The organism is Streptomyces sp. ISL-100 (assembly GCF_018614615.1).
Lineage (GTDB): Bacteria > Actinomycetota > Actinomycetes > Streptomycetales > Streptomycetaceae > Streptomyces.
In genome coordinates this window covers 219,827-239,844 of sequence record NZ_JAGGOK010000004.1, presented here as the reverse complement: position 1 = coordinate 239,844, position 20,018 = coordinate 219,827, and the positions used below count along the sequence as shown (strand labels likewise).

Annotated in this window: 19 protein-coding genes and 3 pseudogenes; 13 read left to right on the top strand and 9 right to left on the bottom strand. The window is 69.0% G+C overall.

What is annotated here, in order from left to right; genetic code table 11:
- The 3 genes and pseudogenes from J7E89_RS40545 to J7E89_RS03415 all read right to left on the bottom strand — a co-directional run.
- Positions 1 to 496 (bottom strand): annotated as a pseudogene (locus J7E89_RS40545) (IS5 family transposase); the annotation flags it as partial.
- A 174-nt stretch (positions 497 to 670) separates the two neighbouring features.
- Complete coding sequence (locus J7E89_RS03420; protein ID WP_214968103.1) at positions 671 to 1,240, bottom strand: TetR/AcrR family transcriptional regulator; 570 nt, start codon at positions 1,238 to 1,240, stop codon at positions 671 to 673.
- The gene (locus J7E89_RS03415; protein WP_214968101.1) at positions 1,237 to 1,590 is read right to left on the bottom strand and encodes a hypothetical protein; all 354 of its coding nucleotides are present in this window, start codon (positions 1,588 to 1,590) and stop codon (positions 1,237 to 1,239) included. The genes J7E89_RS03420 and J7E89_RS03415 overlap by 4 nt, the downstream gene beginning before the upstream one ends.
- Positions 1,591 to 2,880: 1,290 nt before the next feature.
- Between J7E89_RS03415 and J7E89_RS03410 the strand changes: the two genes are divergently transcribed.
- The 4 genes and pseudogenes from J7E89_RS03410 to J7E89_RS42275 form a co-directional block, all read left to right on the top strand.
- A complete protein-coding gene (locus J7E89_RS03410) occupies positions 2,881 to 3,450 on the top strand; it encodes an alpha/beta fold hydrolase (protein WP_251060025.1) in 570 nt (189 codons plus the stop codon).
- A complete protein-coding gene (locus tag J7E89_RS40540) occupies positions 3,417 to 3,731 on the top strand; it encodes an alpha/beta fold hydrolase (RefSeq protein ID WP_251060024.1) in 315 nt (104 codons plus the stop codon). Before J7E89_RS03410 ends, J7E89_RS40540 begins: the two co-directional genes overlap by 34 nt.
- A 78-nt stretch (positions 3,732 to 3,809) precedes the next feature.
- Positions 3,810 to 4,838: an AraC family transcriptional regulator gene (locus J7E89_RS42280; RefSeq protein WP_214968099.1), complete on the top strand. Its 1,029-nt coding sequence runs from the start codon at positions 3,810 to 3,812 to the stop codon at positions 4,836 to 4,838.
- Positions 4,777 to 5,174 (top strand): annotated as a pseudogene (locus J7E89_RS42275) (alpha/beta hydrolase); the annotation flags it as partial. The gene J7E89_RS42280 and the pseudogene J7E89_RS42275, both read left to right, overlap by 62 nt.
- A 311-nt stretch (positions 5,175 to 5,485) precedes the next feature.
- On the opposite strand, the gene glpK reads toward J7E89_RS42275, so the two are convergent.
- Together glpK and J7E89_RS03395 are read right to left on the bottom strand one after the other, a co-directional pair.
- Positions 5,486 to 7,000 carry a glycerol kinase GlpK gene (gene glpK, locus J7E89_RS03400; protein WP_214968096.1) on the bottom strand — a complete coding sequence of 505 codons (1,515 nt, stop codon included), beginning with the start codon at positions 6,998 to 7,000 and terminating at the stop codon, positions 5,486 to 5,488.
- 41 nt (positions 7,001 to 7,041) lie between these two features.
- Positions 7,042 to 7,809 (bottom strand): IclR family transcriptional regulator, encoded by a 768-nt coding sequence (locus J7E89_RS03395; protein WP_214968093.1) that lies wholly within the window; start codon positions 7,807 to 7,809, stop codon positions 7,042 to 7,044.
- Between the two features lie 173 nt (positions 7,810 to 7,982).
- On the opposite strand from J7E89_RS03395, the gene J7E89_RS03390 reads away from it, so the two are divergent.
- A complete protein-coding gene (locus J7E89_RS03390; RefSeq protein WP_214968091.1) occupies positions 7,983 to 8,405 on the top strand; it encodes an ATP-binding protein in 423 nt (140 codons plus the stop codon).
- 71 nt (positions 8,406 to 8,476) lie between these two features.
- Here the strand turns inward: J7E89_RS03390 and J7E89_RS03385 are convergent, their stop codons facing one another.
- Positions 8,477 to 8,788: a hypothetical protein gene (locus J7E89_RS03385; RefSeq protein ID WP_214968089.1), complete on the bottom strand. Its 312-nt coding sequence runs from the start codon at positions 8,786 to 8,788 to the stop codon at positions 8,477 to 8,479.
- Between the two features lie 666 nt (positions 8,789 to 9,454).
- On the opposite strand from J7E89_RS03385, the gene J7E89_RS03380 reads away from it, so the two are divergent.
- Entirely contained in the window at positions 9,455 to 10,204 is a 750-nt protein-coding gene (locus tag J7E89_RS03380; RefSeq protein WP_214968087.1) for a hypothetical protein, read from the top strand.
- A 65-nt stretch (positions 10,205 to 10,269) separates the two neighbouring features.
- Here the strand turns inward: J7E89_RS03380 and J7E89_RS03375 are convergent, their stop codons facing one another.
- Positions 10,270 to 10,602, bottom strand: coding sequence for a hypothetical protein (locus tag J7E89_RS03375; RefSeq protein ID WP_374196779.1), 333 nt, complete (start codon positions 10,600 to 10,602; stop codon positions 10,270 to 10,272).
- A 203-nt stretch (positions 10,603 to 10,805) separates the two neighbouring features.
- Positions 10,806 to 12,323, bottom strand: a complete 1,518-nt coding sequence (locus J7E89_RS03370) for a PucR family transcriptional regulator (RefSeq protein ID WP_214968085.1) — start codon at positions 12,321 to 12,323, stop codon at positions 10,806 to 10,808.
- A gap of 147 nt (positions 12,324 to 12,470) precedes the next feature.
- Here J7E89_RS03370 and J7E89_RS03365 point away from each other — a divergent pair, with 147 nt between their 5' ends.
- From J7E89_RS03365 to J7E89_RS03340, 6 genes and pseudogenes are all read left to right on the top strand, one after another.
- Positions 12,471 to 14,069, top strand: a complete 1,599-nt coding sequence (locus J7E89_RS03365; RefSeq protein WP_214968083.1) for a cytosine permease — start codon at positions 12,471 to 12,473, stop codon at positions 14,067 to 14,069.
- The gene (locus tag J7E89_RS03360) at positions 14,066 to 14,467 is read left to right on the top strand and encodes a nuclear transport factor 2 family protein (RefSeq protein ID WP_214968081.1); all 402 of its coding nucleotides are present in this window, start codon (positions 14,066 to 14,068) and stop codon (positions 14,465 to 14,467) included. The genes J7E89_RS03365 and J7E89_RS03360 overlap by 4 nt, the downstream gene beginning before the upstream one ends.
- A gap of 161 nt (positions 14,468 to 14,628) precedes the next feature.
- On the top strand, positions 14,629 to 15,444 hold the full coding sequence (locus J7E89_RS03355; RefSeq protein WP_214968079.1) for a lysyl oxidase family protein: 816 nt from the start codon (positions 14,629 to 14,631) through the stop codon (positions 15,442 to 15,444).
- Positions 15,445 to 15,813: 369 nt separating this feature from the next.
- Positions 15,814 to 16,107, top strand: a complete 294-nt coding sequence (locus tag J7E89_RS03350) for a hypothetical protein (protein WP_214968077.1) — start codon at positions 15,814 to 15,816, stop codon at positions 16,105 to 16,107.
- Positions 16,108 to 16,220: 113 nt separating this feature from the next.
- Complete coding sequence (locus J7E89_RS03345; protein ID WP_308315313.1) at positions 16,221 to 17,801, top strand: ISAzo13 family transposase; 1,581 nt, start codon at positions 16,221 to 16,223, stop codon at positions 17,799 to 17,801.
- 60 nt (positions 17,802 to 17,861) lie between these two features.
- Positions 17,862 to 18,627, top strand: a pseudogene (locus tag J7E89_RS03340) (transposase).
- Positions 18,628 to 18,654: 27 nt separating this feature from the next.
- Here J7E89_RS03340 and J7E89_RS03335 read toward each other — a convergent pair.
- Positions 18,655 to 19,242 carry an Imm21 family immunity protein gene (locus tag J7E89_RS03335; protein WP_214968075.1) on the bottom strand — a complete coding sequence of 196 codons (588 nt, stop codon included), beginning with the start codon at positions 19,240 to 19,242 and terminating at the stop codon, positions 18,655 to 18,657.
- A gap of 113 nt (positions 19,243 to 19,355) precedes the next feature.
- On the opposite strand from J7E89_RS03335, the gene J7E89_RS03330 reads away from it, so the two are divergent.
- Positions 19,356 to 19,814 (top strand): helix-turn-helix domain-containing protein, encoded by a 459-nt coding sequence (locus J7E89_RS03330; RefSeq protein ID WP_308315314.1) that lies wholly within the window; start codon positions 19,356 to 19,358, stop codon positions 19,812 to 19,814.
- Positions 19,815 to 20,018: the final 204 nt, after the last annotated feature.

Here is a 20,018-nt window from a genome sequence, read left to right as displayed (position 1 = left end):
AGTGATGTCATTGCGGTTCCCACCGGTCAGCGACACGGCGAGCGGGATGCCTTGGCCGTCGACGAGGACGTGGTGCTTGCTGCCCGGCCGTGCGCGGTCGACCGGGTTCGGTCCGCTTGTGGGCCCCGCCGAGCGGCCCTCATGTGGCTGGAGTCGATCACCGCCCGGGACCAGTCCAGCTGCCTTGCCGCCCTTAGCTTCCTCAGCAGGACAGCGTGGAGCCGGTCCCACACGCCGGCCTCTTTCCACGCGGCCAGGCGCCGCCAGCAGGTCATCCCCGACTCGAAGCTCAGCTCCTGCGGCAGGTACTCCCACTGGATCCCGGTGCGCAGCACGAACAGGATCCCGCAGAGCGCCTGCCGTCCGGCACCCGCGGCCGACCAACAACCAGCGTCGGACCCGGCTCCGGCAGCAACGGCTCGATCAGCAACCACAGTTCGTCCGAAACGATCCATGGTCGCGCATCCCTCTTCCCCACGTACAGACCAACGAACATCCGAGCCGACAGTCACACCGTCAACGGCTCCTGGTAGGACCTCTAAGGCCATCGGGCTTCCCTCCGCCTGCCGGGGAGCAAGGGCGTGAGGCCATGGGAGCTGCTCCGGCTGCCGGAGACGGGCATCGACCCGGAGAGCGCACCGGTCACCGAGCCTGCTCGAAAAGGGATGCGTCAGCGCATGTCTGCCGCATCGAGCAGGGCGGCCACAGTGGGTGCGACGAGCCCGGCCAGGTTGTCGGCCTGGATCCCCGCGCGGGCGCTGGCGCCGTCGAAGACCAGGCTGAGCTGCCGGGCCAGCAGGTCGGGATCGCTCGCCCCGCCCTGTTCGGCCTCGGAACGGAAAAAGACCGTCAGGTTCCCCTTGATCCGGTGTGCCACCCGGCTCGCAGGGTGGCTCTGATCCTTGAGCTCGATCTGCACAGCCAAATACCGGCAGCCTCGGAACTCGGGCGCACCCGCCTGCAACTCCACCTGCTCGAAGACGTGCAGGATCCGCTCGCGGGCTGAACGGCCATCGTCCGCTGCGGGCAGGAGCCCGGCCACGAAGGTGGAGGCGCGCTCCTCCAGGCTCGCTGCCAGCAGTTCGTCCTTGCTCTCGAACAGCTGGTACAGAGAGCGCTTCGACACCCCAGCCGCCTTGCACAGCGCCTCGACGCCGATGCCGACACCGTCTCGGTAGGTGAGCGTGGCCGCCGCCTCCAGCAGCCGCTCTCTAGTACTTGGCTTCGCTTCGGTGGTCATACTGCGAGGTTAACTCGATCCGGACAAAATGAAAACCGATCGGTTTCAGGTTGTGGCCGGGCGAGGAGAAAGAACTCGTGGGCGATGACGTCGCGCAGGGTCCAGCCTTCCCGGACCACCTGAAGGGCGGGGGCGGAGCGCGGGTCGTGCGGGCTGGATATGGTGTCGGCGAGCCGGCGCGCGGTCAGTGGCTCGTCGATCTGGTCGTAACCGAGCGGCAGGCCGATCATGGCGCCGAGGTAGCGGACGCGCTGGCGCAGATTGACGGACTCGTCCAGAAAGCGTCGCCGGTCGAGGGCGGCCCGGCGGGGGGAAGCGATGATCGGCATGAGGCCGGCGAACATCTTCACCTCGTCCGGGTCACGCCCGGCGCGCTTGGCGGCATCGCGCAGTGCGCGGCGCTGGGCCCGGCCGTGTTCAATGGTGTAGGGGGTTGGCCCGTCTGCAATGGTGTACGGGTTGGCATTGACGCCGCGTCGGCCTCGACGACGCCCCCGCCACCAAGCCCGTCATCATCACCGGGTACAAAGCGACCCGCTCCCACATCCTCACCGGTGCCGGGAAGGAAGCCAACCGCTGGTCAGTCGCGAACGTACCGCCTGCGAACACGGCTTCGCAGCCTGAAGACCTAGTCGTCCGACACGGTTGGCGTGCATGTCACGGGTGGTCTGTGCAGCATTCTCGGAGCGTTTAGCCTCGTGGCGCAGGGAGGTGTCGCCGGTGACTTCGGCTCACAGGGCGAATGCGCGCCTTTCGCTCGTGGAGTCGGGCGAGGAGGACGAGGTTGGGTTCGGTGCTCTGTTGATAGGCGCGGAACGCGTCGCCGAGCTCGATGAGTTCCACACGGAGCGCCTCGGGCTCAAGGTCGTGAGGCACGGTCCGCTGCGCGATTCTCCCCCCACCGCTGCAGCCGTCGCGGCGTTGCGGCGGTTCGGGCGGGGGCACCGGAGCCGGCCCGGCGGGCAGGGAAATGGAAGTGTCGGCCGAAGGGAAGGCGGGGGAGGAGGCGTGGTCGGAGAACACGGCCGCACAATCCGTGCCCGTGCCGTCTGCGGGCAGCCGCTCTGCCCCCAGGGGCCCCGCCAATTCTTGACCGGCCGCGGCCCTGCCCGGGGCGGGGCGGAGTGGGGGCGCAGCAGTGTCCAGCACACGGCAGTCAGGGATGACGGCCGCGCAGCGCGCGCACATCTCCGCGATCCGCCACAGCCGCCCGGCACGGTCCGCGTACACCGTCAGGACCACCGGGCCCCCGCACCGCACCGACCGCTTTTGAGTGTGCCACGCACAGTCGGCGGCGCGGCATGGAGGCGCGAAGAAGCGCGGTGACCAGCTCCTGTCGTCCACAGCACATTCCGTCAGCTGAGCCCGACTGGGTAAAGGTCAGGGCCGACTACATGGGGGCTCGGTGTGTGGTCGTGTTCATCATGGTGGAAGTGACCTCCGGGAACTCCTCACCACGGGCGACGACGTGGGTGCGTGATCCCGGCTCGGTCTGGTGGCCACCTCTCACCGCTTCGACGAAGCGAGAATGATCTCCCGCCCGATTCCTACAGCACGCGGTGGTGGCGGCTACGCGCCGCATCCGAAGATGTGTGGGACGAGGCGGGCGGGACGGCCGGCCCGTGAACAGGGAAGAGGACATGAGGGAACTGATCGCTACTGATGGAACACGGATCGCGTACCGAGACAGCGGTGGCGAGGGCGTTCCCCTGGTCATGCTGCACGGCTGGGGCCAGACACAGGCGATGTTCCGCCACCAGGTCGCGAATCTGTCCCCCGGGCGCCGCGTCGTCACCGTCGACCTGCGCGGCCACGGGCTGTCCGGCAAGCCGCATCACGGCTATCGCATCGCTCGCCTGGCCCGCGACGTGCTCGAACTCGTCGACCATCTCCGACTGGGGCGGTTCGACGCGCTGGGTTGGTCCATGGGCGTCTCGGTGTGGTGGAGCTTCATCGACCAGTACGGCACCGGGCGGATCCGGCGCTTCGTCGCCGTCGACCAGCCGGCGGCCGTCGCCGCTGTTCCCTGGATGACCAAGCAGGAGCAACAGGACTCGGGCGCCATCTTCGACGTGTCGGAGCTTCTCGCCCTGGGCGCCGCGCTCGCGGCGCCGGGGGCGACAAGGTGCGTGCTGACTTCGTGCGTGGCATGTTCTCCGGCGAGCCCGACCCGGAGATGCTCGCCTTCGTCGCCGAGCAGATCACCTTGACACCTGCGCACGCCGGCGTACCTCTGCTGTTCGACCACTGCGCGCAGGACTGGCGCGACGTACTTCCCAGGATCGATGTGCCAACCCTGGTGATCGGCTGCGAGGGAAGCCATGTGCACCCCGATTCACAGCGCTTCATCGCCAAGCAGATTCCCGATGCGCGACTTCACGTCTTCACCTCCGACGTGGCGAGCTCGCATTTCCCCTTCCTCGAAAACCCGGCGGCCTTCAATGCGGTGGTGGAGAAGTTCCTGGCCGAGGAACCAGGTACGCGGGCCTAGCCCGGCCTCCGCGAACACGCCGACGCCCGTACGAGCGGCTGCGCCCGACAACGAAGAACCGTACGGTTTGGAGTTCCCATGACCCAATCAATGATGTCACCTGCGCCTGAAACGGATTCCGAGTGGCTTGTTCAGATTCTTTCCGAAATGCCGGGCGAGGGGGGCGGAAATTTCCTTTATCTCGGCATGCATGTCCGCGGGTCGGTCACGAGCCTCCGCGAGGGGACCAAGAGTCCCCTGGAGCCGAACGACCTGGTCTTCTGTGACCCGGCCCGGCGTCACCTGCTGCGGTTCGGCGACGACTGCCAGATGATCTTTTTTCGGATACCCCGCTGCTATCTGGGAGTTACGGACTCGGAACTGAAGCAGGTGGTGGGTGTCCCCGTGCGCGGCGGCGAGGGGCTGGGGGCGCTCGTGTCGGACTTCCTGTCCGCGCTCGCCGTCAAGGCGGAGTTCCGCCGGTCCACGATCGGGGACCGGCTCGCCCGGACGGCCGTTCACCTCCTCTCCGTATTGGTCATGGAGCTCCTTGAAACGGACACGGCAGACGAGCCGGCCGACGCGTCGAGGGTCGGCAACGAAACGCTGTCCCGGATCCGGGCCTTCATCGAAGAGCATCTGATGGACCCGGACCTCTCACCGGAATCGATCGCACGCGCCCACCACATTTCCGTCCGGTACCTGCACAAGCTCTTTCAGAGCGACGGCATCACGGTGAGCCAATGGGTGCGGCGACGCAGGCTCGAGTCCTGCAGGATCGAACCGGGCCGGTCCAACCGGAGTTTCACCGTGGCAGCGGTGGCACACCGCTGGGGCTTCAGCAGCCCCTCGCACTTCAGCCGTACTGTCCTCGTGCGCGGTGCCTTCGCCGACGCGGCAGCCTGGATAGCCGTCATCTCGGAACTGCAGAGCCGCGGCATCCCGGTGATGGCGCCGCCGAACCCACTGCGCGGCCTCGCCTCCGACGCAGCCTACGTCGCTTCCGTCCCAGATTGGCGGCCCCGTCGTACTCGTCGGTCACTCCTACGGCGGTGCGCTGATCACCGTGGCCGGTGCCGCGGAGAACGTCGTCGGGCTCGTCTACGTAGCTGCGTACGTACCGCATGAGGGCGAGAGCCTCGGCGAGCTGCGGGGGTGCTTCCCCGACTCCCCACTGGCGAGCAACCTGAAGGAGTGCTTGTACCCGCTCCTGGATGGTGACTCCGCTGTCGAGGTCACCATCGACGAGGCAGCTTTCCCCTCCGTCTTCGCCGCAGATGTGGCCGAGGACGTCGCCAGGGTTCTGGCAGCGGCCCAACGCCCACTCGCCGCTGCTGTCTTCACCGAGACAGCCTCCGCGGCTGCGTGGCAGCGAAGCCGTCCTGGGCCCTGGTGGCCGGGGCTGACCGCGCGATCAACCCCGAGGTGCAGCGCTTCGGCGCTCAACGGGCCGGGGCTGTCGTTGTCGAGCTTCCGGACGCCTCTCACGCCGTCACTCTGCCTGAGCCCAAGCAGGTCGCCGGGGCTTCCAGTGCAGTCCGTTCCGCTCGTCCTGGTCATCGATGTCGGACGGCTCCGGCCAGACCACCACCGGCAGCTGCGGCAAACCGATGCGGGGGCGATGCATTCGTCGCGTCAGCCATCCATCATCCATGTCGTCGCCCAGACCACCTCGCACGGGAGCGCCGCCAGCCGGGGTGGCCAGCGCGAGCCGTGACCGGTCGAGAGCAGCCGGCGATGCCGACGGGCCGGGTAAGGCCCGCCCGGTCTGCGCATCATGGGCCTTCCGGCCGTCTTATCCACCCCAGGGATCGCTCGACGGCCCGTTGCCAGTTGTCGTATTCCGACGCTCGTCGCACGGGGTCCATGTCGGGCAGCCATTGGGCCGCTCGGTGCCAGTTGCGCCGCAGGACTTCCAGGTCCGTCCAGTAGCCGGCGGCCAGCCCGGCGGCGTAGGCGGCGCCCAGCGAGACGGTCTCGGCGGCCATGGGCCGCACCACCGGCACGTTGAGGACATCGGCCAGGATCTGCATGAGGAGGTTGTCCGATGTCATGCCACCGTCGACCTTGAGCTCTTTGAGAGTGAGCGAGGAGTCGGCGTTCATGGCGTCGACGACCTCGCGCGTCTGCCAGCCGGTGGCTTCCAGCGCGGCCCTGGCCAGGTGTCCCTTGGTGACGTACGAGGTGAGGCCGACGATCACGCCACGTGCGTCGCTACGCCAGTGGGGTGCGAAGAGACCGGAGAACGCCGGGACGATGTAGCAGCCGCCGTTGTCCTCCACGGTGCGCGCAAGGGTTTCGATGCCAGGTGCGCTGCTGATCAGTTCCAGACGGTCGCGGAACCACTGGACCAGTGCCCCGGTGACGGCGATCGGACCTTCGAGCGCGTAGACCGCGGGCTGATCGCCGATCTTGTACGCAACGGTGGTGAGCAGTCCGTTCCGGGACCGAACGACGTCGGTCCCGGTGTTGAGCATCAGGAAGCTGCCGGTCCCGTACGTGCACTTCGCCTCGCCCGGGGAGAAGCAGGTCTGCCCGAAGAGTGCGGCCTGCTGATCGCCGAGCGCGGCCGTGATGGGCATGCCCGGGAGCACCGTGCGATCCTCACCGTACCTTTCCGCCGAGGACCGGATCTCGGGCAGGATCACGCGCGGAACCCCGAAGAACTCCAGCAGTTCCTCGTCCCATTGGAGCGTGCGCATGTTCATGAGCATCGTGCGGCTGGCGTTGGTCACATCGGTGATGTGACGGCCACCCGCCGTGCCGCCGGTCAGGTTCCAGATCAGCCAGGTCTCCATCGTGCCGAACAGCACCTCGCCGTCCCTGGCCCGCCGTTCCAGACCGGCCACGTGGTCGAACAGCCAGCGGATCCGAGGCGCGGAGAAGTAGGTCGAGGGCGGCAGACCGCAGCGCTCCATGAAGAAGTCGTCGCCGGGGTGATTCCTCAGGTCCTCGACGAGCGGAGCGGTGCGGGTGTCCTGCCAGACGATCGCTCTGCCCAGCGGTGTGCCGGTCAGCCGGTCCCAGAGCACTGTCGTCTCGCGCTGGTTCGCGATGCCCAGGGCAGAGACCGCTTCGACGGCGACGCCGGCGCCGGAAAGGGCCTCGGGCACGATGCGTCGCAGATTGCGCCAGATCTCCAGGGCGTCGTGCTCTACCCAGCCGGGCCTCGGGAAATACTGCTGGTGCTCGCGCTGCGCGACCGAAACCAACCGCCCGCCGTGGTCGAACAGGATGCAACGGGTGGAGGTGGTGCCCTGGTCAATGGACATCACATACCGTCCGACCATGATCCGGACCGCCTTTCCGATGCGTAGAGAAGCGTGGGGAGCTACCAGCGGGCAGCTCCCAGGTCTCGTGAGATGGCCCGGGCTGCGTCACGGAGCAGGATGAGCAGCTTCGGTTGGGGCCGACCCGTGGCATCACAGATCCGCTCGACCGGGCCGGACACGCCGATGGCGCCCACCGAGAGGCCGCCGTGCGCCCTGATCGGCGCGGCGACACCGGCGTCGCCCATGCTCATCTCCTGGACTTCGGCGGCCCACCCGTTCTCCCGGATCTCGGCGAGCGCCCGGGTCAGCTCCTCAGGGTCGACCAGGGTGTGCCGGGTGTACGCCTCCAGACCGGCGTCGAGCGCAGACTCCACGTTCGCCGTGCCGAACGCCAGCAGGACCTTGCCGAGCGAGGAGGCGTGAAGAGGCAGCAGCGCGCCCACGTCGAGGGTCTGAAGCGTGTCGTCCGGCCGGAAAACATGGTGGATGATGAGCACCTTGCCCTCCAGAGGGGCTCCCAGGCGCACCGCCCCGCCGCTGCGGGCGGCCAGGGCGTCGGCCCAGTTGATGGATCGCGACCGCAGCTCGTTGACGTCCAGGTAGCTGGTGCCGAGGTGCAGCAACGCCGCCCCGAGTTGGTACTTTCCCGTCGCCGCGTCCTGCTCCACGAAATCCACGTGCTGGAGGGTGCGCAGAATGCCGTGGGTGGTGCCCTTCGCGAGCCCCAGCGACGCGGCGACCTCGCCCAGCCCGAGCCGACGAGGACCGCCGGCGAGCAGACGGAGAATCGCCGCCGCCCGTTCGATCGACTGGACGGGACCGGCCATACCGCGATTCTAGGTCGCCTTCACCGGCCCACATGGGGCAGAATGCGGTATTTTCTCCCCCGCCTCGCCTGGCGTTCGGTAATGCCGACCGCAGTTCATTGACCCGCCCTTTATCGCTACATAGCGTGCGTGGTGGCCCAGCATCCGTCGGCACCACTCATCAAGGAGGGCAGATGGCCGCTCAGCTCAACACCGTCGGCTCCGCGACGGTCGGTCACGTCTGCGCTGTGCCTCATGCCCCGGGCGCCGTACCTGCCGTACGCGGACGACTCCGCACCGTATTCGCCGAGTGGGGCCTGTCCCCGGGGGACACCATGGACGCGCTCGTCGTGGTGTCGGAGCTGCTGACCAATGCGCTCGTCCACGCCCTGCCGCCGGCGACGCTGCGGTTGTTGTGGATCCGCCTCGACGACCGCGGAACGCTCCGCGTAGAAGTGACCGACGCGGGCCCCTCGCTCCCGGCCGATGGGGGCACCACGCCGGACCCGGACGAGCACGGCCGGGGAATCGCCATTGTCAGTGCCCTGTCGACCCGATGCGGCATACGGATCCACCCCGACGGGATCACTCGCTGGGCGGATCTCGACGCAGCGTAGGCAGACGGCCCGTTCCCCCACTTCAACCTCGTCAAGCTCGGTGCCCGCCCCGAGGAATACCTGAAGTCCTTTTACGGCGCCAGGACGACGCGATCAACGGTGGCGACGACTCCGACCGCGTCCTGACCGCCTGGGACCTGACCGTGACCGGCGACGAGGCCGGCCCGCTCGATCTGCCCGGCCGAGCTGCCCAGGGCGTCCGTAACCATGACGGCCGCCCCGTGGTCGGCCCGACCGACGCGGACACCGTCCTCGTCGACCTCCCCGACGACATAGAGTCCCTGCGCCGTACGGACCCGGGCGCCGCCCGGGCCTGGCGGCTGGCCGTCCGGCATACCCTGGGCGGCCTGCTCGCCGAAGGAGCCCCAGTCGTCGGCTTCCACGACCGGCGCAGCTACGTCGGGCCCGGTCCGGCAGCCAACCTCCGCGACCCCCGCCGTCGCCTTTCGTCCGCACCAGCTCCGCGAAGGCACTCAGGAGGGCGCGCTCCAAAGGACGGTCGCGCACGGGGTCGTGGAACTGCTGCGCGTAGGTGGGGGCGATGGCGTCGTAGGCCTCGCGGGTGGCGTGCAAGGTCCGAGTTCGGTCACCCGGAGACCGTAGCGGGAGGAGAGGGCCTGCGTTTCAAGAACGTTTGACCGAGCAGCTGTGCGACCGATCACGTGCGAAGCCAGATGACGAGTCCGTTCGACGGTGTTGCGCTTCTTGTAGCGGTCCTCGTCGAACCCCGGTGGCCGCCCGCCTTGTGGAGCAGCAGGTCGACGCGTATCTGGGCGTCGCCGTTCGTGAGGCCCCTTCGGGATGTGGAAGTAGCGGCGGGGGGTGGCCTGTTACGCGGTGCCAAGCCGCATGGCGAGCGCGGTCTAGTGGGTGGCCAGCTCGTGGCCAGTCCGAGCATCCAGATGGCCACTCTTCGTCTGATCTGTGCTGACGCGAACCGACGATGTCTCCGCGAGGCCCAATCCATCCGTGTGATGGAATCTCCACCGGCACGGCGGCCGCGTGGATACAGCGCGACGGGCACGGCGGTACAGAGAGACGGGGGTGCCATGACGAGCGGACACGACACCCATGTGGCAGCCTCCGGCGCCCATCCGCTGCTGACGCGCGCCCTCACCCGAGAATCCGGGCGGGCCCGGCAGCTCCTAACCTCTGGGGAGTGGCGTCCCGCCTCGTCGGACGCCGAGGCAGCGGCGGCCGTCCTGGCCCGCCTCACCGCCCCACTCCCGACCCAGCGGGCCACGACGGCACGGACGCCGGCCACGGACCGGGACCGGCGGCTCCAACGCATCCTGCGCACCACCCTGCACCACCTCGACGCGGGCGCCGTCAGCCCGCCCACCGCTGCTCTCCTGGCCGCCGTCGCTCGTGCCCTTCTGCCCTGGCACGCCAACCCGAACCCACCGGCCGCGGCGGCGGCCCCGAGATACGGGGCTGCGTCGAGGCCATCGGACGGCGTGGCGGTGGCGCCGACCGAAGCGGGCGAGGCCCTGCTCCCCGATCTGATCGCACTGTTCACCACCCTGGCCGCGACGTGCCCGCCCGGGACCGTCCCGCTCACACCCCCGGCCCTGCGCTGGCAGGTCCCGCATGCGGGCCGGTTCCGGCGCCACGGTAGGCCCGCCACCGGGGTGTGGACGGCCGAGACCGTCGGCTGCCCGGGGTGTGGGGGTACGGCCGGCCCGTGGACGGTGACCTGCGACTGGCGTCTGATCACGCTGGGCTGCCCGTGTGGGGTAGTGACCCATGAGCACGGCCTGGCCTTCTCCGAGGTCTGGCTCCTCCTGCCGGACGCATGACTGAGCGTCGTAGTCGGCCCGTACGGGCGACTACGACGCTTCACATGGCCGACTTGATGTCCGGGTCAGCCCTGGATGACCGTGGCGACAGAACGACCGGACACCGCGAACCATCCCGGCCGCACCTCGGTTATCAGAGGGGTGAGGCTGCTGATCGCCGCCAGGAGCTCCTCAGGCGGAGGGGCAGTAGGTGGCGACAGGCTCTCCCCGTAGCGGCGAAGTCTCCAGAAGTCGAATGCCTCCGTGCCGTCGACGAAGTCCACGTCGACCTCAGCCCCGTCCGGTCCAACCAGCCGACATCCCACTCCGTGTACCACGTACTCGTACTCGCCGACCTGGCCTCTGCGACTGATCCGCCCCAAGTGCGCGAGCGCGAGCATGTCCTCCAAACGCTCCAGCTGAGGCAGGGCCTCCGCAACGTTGCGCTCGCGGTGCCGAGTGCGCTGACGAAACCGAGCACCATGGCTCTTGGGGGCGGTGGTTGTCGCGCTGTCATGAGGCGTCCCCCCAACATCCGGTCACAGCCGGTCGCACAGCCAGTCGGAAGCGAAGCACCTGATACTTCCACCACGTCGACCAAGTGTCGAGGAGTGGTCGTGTGTCAGGGCAGTCGGCCGCACAGGTGGGCCGCCCGTAGCGCGAGCCACACCTCGGTGAGGTCGGCTGTCGACGACAGGTTCTTGCCGCTCAGCCCGGCGAACCGGCGCAGCCGGTAGAGCAGCGTGTTGGGGTGGATGTGGAGTGTGCGCGCCGCCTCCTCGGTGGACCGGTCCCGCTCCAGCCAGGTCAGCGCCGAGAGGACCAGCGCGCTGCCGTGAGCGGTGTCGTACCGCAACGCCGCGCCGAGCACCTGGTCCACCAGCCCGTGCAGGACGGACGGGTCGTCGTGCAGCCAGCGTTCCGTCATGTCGTCGCTGAACACCACCATGGATTCGCCCGAGGCACCCGCTCGCCGGAGCGCCAGAACGGCTTCGCGGCGGGCGAGTCCCAGGGCGGCGCCAGGAGTGAAGGGGCGTGAGACGCCGGCTCTGGTGCGGGGTACGGCTGTGAGGGCGGAGCGGGCCCCGGGGGAGTCGGCGAGGAGCACGTACAGCCCATCGCGGCGGCGCAGCACCAGATGGGGAACGGCTGAGTGGTCCAGGGCCTGCACCACCGCGGCGTCGTCGAGCGGTCCGTCGTCCCCTCCGTCGAGGACCGCGAGGAGGGCGGCCGCATCGGCGGCGAACCCCAGCCGGAAGAGATGGCGGCGGGCGGTGTCCGGGTCCAGGACGTCCTGGAGGAGTTCCGCGAGCGTCTCCGCCCCCTGGCGGCGAAGCGTCTCGCGCTCGTGACGCACCATGGACACCTGCAGTGCCGCGACGGTCGCTATGTGCTGGACGACGCCGAGGCCGGCCGGTTCCACGCCCTCGCCTCGCCGGTCGCCCTGCCGTTCGAGCGCCAGCAGGTATCCCGCGGGCCTGCCGGGCGCGGGTACGGGCAGTACGTAGCCACCGGGAACGGCCGGGGCCGGGTCCGCCGAGTCGGGCAGCAGCGCCGCATGCCGCGCGGCGGGTACGGGCACGCCGGGCAGCAGGGGGCCGCCCGCGGGCGTGCACAGGTAGAGCGAGTAGCCGGACAGCCGCTCCAGCCTGTGGAAGAGTTCCGCGGCGGTGAGCTCCTCGGCTGCCAGCCAGCGCAGGGCGCCGAAAACCTGCAACTGGGTGCCCAGTTGCCGCCGGGCGCCGGCCTGCAGGGCGGCGGCCACCTCCTGGGCCACGGCGATGAAGGGCACCTGCAAGGGCAACTCCAGTACCGGAAGGGACCGTTCGTCCGCCGTGGCCAGGAACTCCTGCCGCAGCGGCGGGACGTGCAGGTGGGCGGAGAGGGCGAGTGCGGACACGCCGGCGTCGGCCAGCCGCTCGACGTACGCGCGCTGCCGGACGGCGGTCCGGGGAACCGCGATACCCGTCGTCATGATCAGCTCCGCGCCGAGGAGCCACGGGGAGGGATCCTCCAGCTCGCTCACGTGCGCCCATGACACGGCCCGGTGCAGACCTTCCCGACCGGCCAGCACACAGAGCTGGAGGGCGGGGGAACGTACGAGGTCGTGAACCCGGAGGGCGGCTGTCGGTTCTGTCATCGCGTACATGCTGCATCGTGGCGCCCCACAAAGGAAGGGGGCGAATTTGAGCGATGCACAATTGCCGCCTGGCTGCCGTTGACCGCACACTCAGGGCCTCCGTTTCCGGGTCGTGGTGTCCCGGAGCGAACGAAAACGGGAGGGTCCATGGCGGTCCGGACTGACCAGCGCTCAAAAGCCGAACCCGGCGGCGCGGATGTCATCGAAAGCCTCTCCATCCAGCACGTCCCCTTCGCCGAACGGCACGGCAAGCTGTGGAAGCAGGGCCCCTTCTGGTTCCAGGGGAACTTCCAGCCCTTCACCCTGTCCCTCGGGTTCATCGGTCCCGGTCTCGGCCTGTCCGTCGGATGGACGGTACTGGCCAGCGCACTGGGGCTTTTGGTGGGCACCTTCTTCATGGCGTTCCACGCAAGCCAGGGACCGCAGTTGGGGCTGCCGCAGATGATCCAGTCCCGGGGTCAGTTCGGCTACCGTGGGGTGATCGTGCCCCTGGCGGCGACGCTGTTCACCTTCGTCGGCTTCAACGTCGTAGACACGATCATCATCGGCCACGGTCTGAACGCGGTGTTCGGCTGGGACGTGACCACCGTCGGAATCGGCATCACCGTCGTCGCGGTGGTCCTGGCGGTGTACGGACACGACTGGCTCCACCGGGCGTTCCAGGTGCTCTTCTGGTGCTCGGCTCCGTGCTGGCTGTTGCTGTCGATCGGCATCCTCGGCGGCTGGGTGACCGGCCCGGCCGATGCCGCCCCGGTCGCCAGTGGCTTCACGCTGGTCGCCTTCATGGTGCAGTTCACCGCCGCCGCCGGATACAACATCTCGTACGCCCCGTACGTCTCCGACTACTCGCGCTATCTGCCGCGCGACACCCCGACGTCCCGCATCGTGGCCTCCGTCTTCGGCGGCGCCGCCGGTTCGCCGATGTGGCTCATTCCCATCGGTGCCTGGATGGCCGCCACCCTCGGTGTGAACGACCCGCTCGCCGGCACGCGCGACGCGGGGGACCAGGTGGTGGGGGGCCTGGGCGCCGTACTGACCGTGCTGTCGGTCCTCGCGCTGGTGGCCACCATGGGACTCAACGCCTACAGCGGCATGCTCACGGTCCTCACCGGGATCGACTCGGTCCGCCCGCTCCGCCCCGGCCGCAGGGCCCGGGTGCTGACCATCGGCGGCCTCGCCGTCGTCTGGTGCGCCGTGGGCCTGAGCGTCTCGGCCGACTTCTCCACCGCCTTGGGCAACGCCCTGCTGCTCATGCTGTACCTGCTGATCCCGTGGACCGCCGTGAACTTGGTCGACTACTTCTTCGTCCGGCGCGGCCACTACGCCATCACCCACCTCTTCCGGCCTGACGGCATCTACGGCACTTGGGCGTGGCGCGGCCTGTTGGCCTACGGCGTGGGCCTGCTTCTGATGGTGCCGTTCATGGTGGTGGGCCCCTTCACCGGGCCCGTCGCTCAGGCGCTCGGCGGGGTCGACGTGGCGTTCGTGATCGGGCTCGCCGTCTCCGGGGTCCTGTACTACGCCCTGACGCGCGGCATGGACCTGTCGGCGGAGGAACCCGCGGTGGGCGCCAGCGAGCGTGAACTCGCCCAGGGCGAACCGGCATCCACCGACGCCGCGGCGGTCCCGGCGCAGGCCGGCGGCAGGGTCGGCGAGCCGACGTCGACCGGCGGCCGGACGATCGCTTCGGCGGACGGGCCGGACGTGGCCGCGACCGTGGACGGCCTCCCGGCGGTGGACGGATGAGTGCCGACGCCGAAGCCGAGGTGCGGGCCGCCGCCGCCGACCTGGTGGACGCCTTCGCTGCCCACGACACGGACCGCTACTTCGCGGCCTTCGCCGAGGACGCCACGTTCCTCTTGCCCACGCATCCCGGCCTCCTCGCCCCCCGAGCCGCGTACGAGGCCGCCTGGCGCGCCTGGGAGCTGGACGGGTTCCGTGTGCTCGGCTGCCGTACGGGCGACACCGAGGTACGCGTCGTCGCCGACGGCCTGGCGGTGATGACCCACCAGGTGCACACCCGCCTCGCCGCGAAGGACGCCGCCGACGGCGAGGAACTTCGGGAGCGGGAGACCGTCGTCTTCCGGCGGTCCCCGGACGGGCGCTGGCTCGTCGTCCATGAACACCTCTCGCCCGAGCCGTGACACCGGCTCCCCGAGTCGGGCGGGAGGGCCGGCCACGGGCAGCACGCCCGGGGCCGCACCGGGCGAGGGCCGCGTGCCCCCGCTCCCTGCGGACGTCCTCGCCGCGGACATCGCCGAGGCTGGCCCCGCACACCGCATCATCCAGCACAGGAAGGACAGTCATGAGACGCACACAACGGCGCGGACGCACCACACGGACCTGGATCGCCGCAGCGGTGATGGCGATCGGCGCGCTGCTGGCCACCGGCCCCGTCCCGGCCTCGGCCGTCGACGCCCCCACGGACCGGTTGCCCGCCCTCGAACCGCTCCGGAGCGCACTCGCGGACAACGACCTGGTCCGTCATCCCGAAACCGGCGTCACCTGGCTGCGCTTCACCGGCGCGCCCGCGAACCTCGGCTCCGGCGCTCTGCACGTCACCGGCCGGCGCACCAAGGAGGAGGCGGCCGCCGCCACGCCCGGAAACAACGTGCTGCCCGCCTACCAGCGGATCTCCCGCTCCGACGGCTCCTCGTACGAGGTGCCCGTCGGCCTGATGAAGTACCACGACGAGCACAAACACTTCCACATGGAGGGCATCTCCCGCTACCGGCTCCTCGACGCCGGCGGCCAGGTGGTGCGTGAGTCGCCGAAGGTCGCGTTCTGCCTGGTCGACCTGGAGGTCGCGGACTCCACGCTCCCCGGAGTCCCCGTCAACCCCGTCTACAACTCCTGTTCGCACAACGCCAACGCGACGGCCCTGACGATGGGCATCTCCGTCGGCTGGGCGGACGTCTACGACAAGGCGCTGGACGGACAGTCCTTCGACGTCAGCGCGCTGATGAACCTCCCACCGCAGGAGTACACGCTGGAAATGACGACGAACCCGCTCGGCATGCTGCACGAGTCCAACAGAGCCGCCCCCAAGACGACATCGGTGAGGGTCACGATCGGCCAGGGCGTGCCGGTGGGCGTCGGCGGCCCGCGTCCGGGAGTCTGACCGGCGACTGCCGCGTCGGCGCCGGAGGGGCGCCCGGGCGGGGCAGCGGGAGAGGTATCCCGCTGCCCCGCTCCGGGGGAGTCCACCGCGCCGGCTCCTGGGGCGTCACCGAATCCAGGCAGCCCCCGGAACGGATCCGCCAGGTGTTTCGCCTCATTCCGCGACGACCGAGACGCAAGCGCTGTCGAGGTTGCTTTCCGTGCTCGTTTCGGTCCGGTGGTTCGGTTCCATGGTCGGCCGCTCCTTGGAAGGCAGGGAGTCGGGGCGCATGGTTGAACGGGGGACGTTCTTGGTCTCGGTGGCACCGGGTTCAAGGCTGAGGGACCATGGTTCTGGGGCTCCAAGCACTCGACGCTGGGGAGCGTAATCATGAATACCAAGCCCGCCTGTGGGCCGGAGCGCGACCCTGACTTCTTCGATGAAGTCGACAAACTGTTCGCCAAGTACCCTGAGGCCGCTGACAGGTATGCGGTGAAGTGCAGAAGGTTGGAGGTCGAAATACTGAAGATCGACTTCAGCAAGCAAGTAGGGGTCAGGCGTATTGAGGACGGCCGCATCGTCACGGAGTTCCTCGATCGCGACAAGGCCGAGCGTTTGTCCAGCGGCTGTTGCGAGTGGCCGCTCACCGACGACGGCCTCTGTAACGAGCAGTGTCAGGTGTGATTCACACCTAAGGGCTTGCAGAAGATCAAGGTGTTGCCTTCCGCCTTGGGGCTCGTTGGTGTGGTATGCGCATCCCGGACGAGGCTCGCGATCAACTCGCTGTGTAGTTTGCGGTGTTGTTCCCGCATCTGGACGAGCGGCAGCGGCGACTGCTGATGGCCGCGGAGGCCCGGGTGATGGGACATGGCGGTATCCGGGCTGTCGCCTGGGCGGCTGCGGTGAGTGAGACGACGGTCCGCAAGGGTGTGTTCGAGCTGGAGGCCGGCGAGGCCCCGTTGGGACGGGTGCGGCGGCCGGGCGGGGGACGTAAACGGGTCTCGGATCTGGACCCTGGATTGCGGCCGGCCCTGCTGGCACTGGTCGAGCCGGATGTGCGGGGTGATCCGATGTCGCCGCTGCGGTGGACGGTGAAATCGACCCGCACCCTCGCGCGGGCACTGAACCGGGCCGGGCACCGGGTCAGTGCCGACACCGTCGGCGATCTCCTGCGGGAGGAAGGCTTCAGCCTGCAGGCCAATGCCAAGACGATCGAGGGCAGCCAGCATGCGGACCGGGATGCCCAGTTCCGCTATCTCAACGAGCAGGCCCGCGAACACCGGGACACCGGCCAGCCGGTGATCAGCGTGGACACCAAGAAGAAGGAGCTCGTCGGCGAGTTCAAGAACAGCGGCCGCCAGTGGCGACCCGCGGGTGCTCCGGTGGCGGTCAGCGTCCATGACTTCGCCGACCCGCAGCTGGGCAAGGCCGTCCCGTACGGGGTCTACGACATTGCGGCGAACACCGGCTGGGTCAACGTCGGGACTGATCACGACACCGCCGCGTTCGCGGTGGAATCGATCCGCCGCTGGTGGCACGGCCAGGGCCAGGCCGCCTACCCGCAGGCGAGGCGGCTGCTGATCACCGCCGACGCCGGCGGGTCCAACGGCTACCGCACCCGCGCCTGGAAACTCGAACTCGCCCAGCTCGCCGCCGAGACAGGGCTGGTCATCACCGTCTGTCATCTGCCGCCCGGCACATCGAAGTGGAACAAGATCGAGCACCGGCTGTTCTCCCACATCACCATGAACTGGCGCGGCCGCCCGCTGACCAGCCACGAAGTCATCGTCCAGTCCATCGCCGCGACGACCACCCGAACCGGACTACGCGTGGATGCCGAACTCGACACCAACACCTACCCGACCGGAGTCCGTATCGGTGACGCGGAGATGGCCGCCCTGCCGCTGACCCGGCATGCCTTCCACGGCGACTGGAACTACGTCCTGCACCTCCAGCCAGGCCCCGTCACGCCGGCGGCCCGAGCCCCGCAGACGCCAACCCCGAAATGGGACCAGGCCCTGCTGTCCGACCCCGCACTGACTGGGATGACCCCACAGGACCTTGATGCCCTCTCACAGACCCTGGCCCCGGACGGTGATGCGCAGCGGGGCCGCCCGCCCCGGCTCGCGTTCCCCGAACAAGTCCTGGCCACCGTGCTCCACCTGCGGGTCGCCCTGGCCGCTGAACCACTGGCCGTATTGTTCGGCAGCAGCCGGACCGGCATGCACCGCACCCTCTTGAAAATCAGGAGACTGCTCGTGGCACACAACATCATCATCCCGCCGGCTACCACCCCGCCCGCTGTCCTGGCGACCCTGCAAGCGCGGGTCCTGGCCCAAAGCGGCGATCCCGACAACAAGATCAAGACAACGTGTTAATGATCTGCAACCCCTAAAGGCTGTCCCGTAACCGCTGGTCACGGGTGAGATGATCTCGGCGTGACTGGTGTGATCACGGCGTCTGATCCGTCCTGCATAGCTCCGTTCACTGGGCTGTCTCCTCAAGGCTTCGGCGCGTTGGTCAGGAAGCTGCTGCACGAGCAAGCTGGCAAGGCACGTCCAGGGAGGCCTTGGTCACTGGCGTTAGAGGACCGGGTGCTGCTGGCTGTCGCGTACTGGCGCACGAACCTCACGCTGCGGCAGCTAGCCCCACTGTTCGGTGTCTCGAAATCGGCGGCCGCTCGGATCGTCAGCCATGCCGGACCGCTGCTCGCACTCAAGCAGCGCCAACGGTTCCGCGCGGACACCGTTCTGGTCGTGGACGGCACATTGGTGCCCACCCGTGACCGCACCATCGCCCAGAAGTCCAAGCACTACCGTTACTCCACCAACCACCAGGTTGTGCTGGACGCGGACACCAGCTTGGTCGTCGCCGTGGCCGACCGGTGCCCGGCAACCGAAACGACTGCAAGGCATGGGAAGAATCAGGCGCGAGAGCAATGGTCGGCCGGGTCACCACCATCGCCGACGGCGGCTACCAGGGCACGGGACTCGTCATCCCGCACCGGCGAGTTCCAGGCGAGGAACTCGTTACATGGAAGCAGCAGAACAACGCCTCGCACCGCCGCGTTCGCGCCCGCATCGAGCACGCCTTCGCGCGGATGAAGACGTGGAAGATACTTCGCGACTGCCGACTGAGAGGCGCGGCGTCCACCACACGATGCTCGGCATTGCCCATTTCCACAACCTTGCGCGCCGCACGTGACCGCGTTCGTCTGAAGCGACTGCCCGGTCAGGCGTCGATGGGGAGGAGCTGGACCAAACCGACCCAGTTCTCCTCATCCGCCTCGGTGTGGACGGCGCGGACCCTCCAGCGGCCCGTGGGCAGCGGGACTGTTGCCTGAGCGGGCACCCCACCACCGGGGTACTCGACGCTCAACTCGGCGCCCCCCTCTGCGGAGTGCATGAGCACGGCCGGGCCGTCCGACGCCCATGTGCCGCACTCCTCCCACTCGGTGGCGGGGTCCGCGAGGACAGCCTCAGCTGCTGCCTTCAGCCCGTCCTCGGAGTCGGCGGCGAGCCAGCGCAGGAAGGCCCGATGCTCGGCCAGGTAGCAGCTGGTGGCCGGCTCATCCGCCAGGACAAGTGCCTGCGCGCCGCTGTCGCCAACGGCGATCACGCCGGCCAAATCGTCCACCGCACAGGCGCGGTCGTAATCATCTGGAGCGGTCGCGTCCCCCACGATGGCACCAGTCTCCGTGCACCCGCGCCATGAGGCCAGAAAGGAGACGGGAACGACGATCAAAGGGCCGCCCATCGACTCCACCCAGACAAGGGCGGCATCGGATATGTCGGCTGAGGCGGACCAAGAGGTGCTCATACCGCCAGTGTGCCCCCACCCACTGACAACCCCCTTGGGCAACCGGCAGCCCTGCCGGAGGAGACGAAGGTGGCCGCGAAGAAACCGGGCAAGCAGGCCGGCGTGAGGGCGAGATTCGCGCTGCTCCGGGGCGAGCAGGAGTTGGCGAGCCGGGGCCCGAAGCCCTCGCTCACCGCGGGCCGGATCGCGGAGGCGGCATCGCAATCGCCGACGGGGAGGGCCTGGACGCGGTGTCGCTGGCGCGCGTCGCCAAGGAGTTCGGCGTCACCGCAGTGGCGCTCTACCGGTACGTCCCCGGCAAGACGGAACTTATCGACCTGATGGTCGACCTCGCGATCGGCCCCCCGGCCCCGGTCGCCGCCATCCCCGGCGGCTGGCGCCCGCAGCTGACGGAGTGGGCCCGGCAGTGCCTGACGATGTACCGCCGCAACCCGTGGATCCTGACGGCGACCGCCTGCGCCGCCAGATCATGGGCCCCAACCAACTGGGCTGGCTGGAGACGGCATTGGCCGCGCTGGCCGAAACAGGGCTGCCGGCCGCCCAGCAGTCTGACACGTTCCTGCTGCTCGTAGGCCATGTCCGTAATCTCGCCCAGCAGTACGTCGACCACGACGAGGCTGCGAACGCGGAGTGGGCGCAGCTCACGGCCGAGCTCCTGGGAGCGGCACGCCGAGCGCTTTCCGGCCCTGACGGCGGCGATCATGCTTCGAGCCCCCGTACCCCGCTGTTGACCGCTGCGTTGGGCACGGTTGGGGCACGTGCAGGCCGGACGCCAC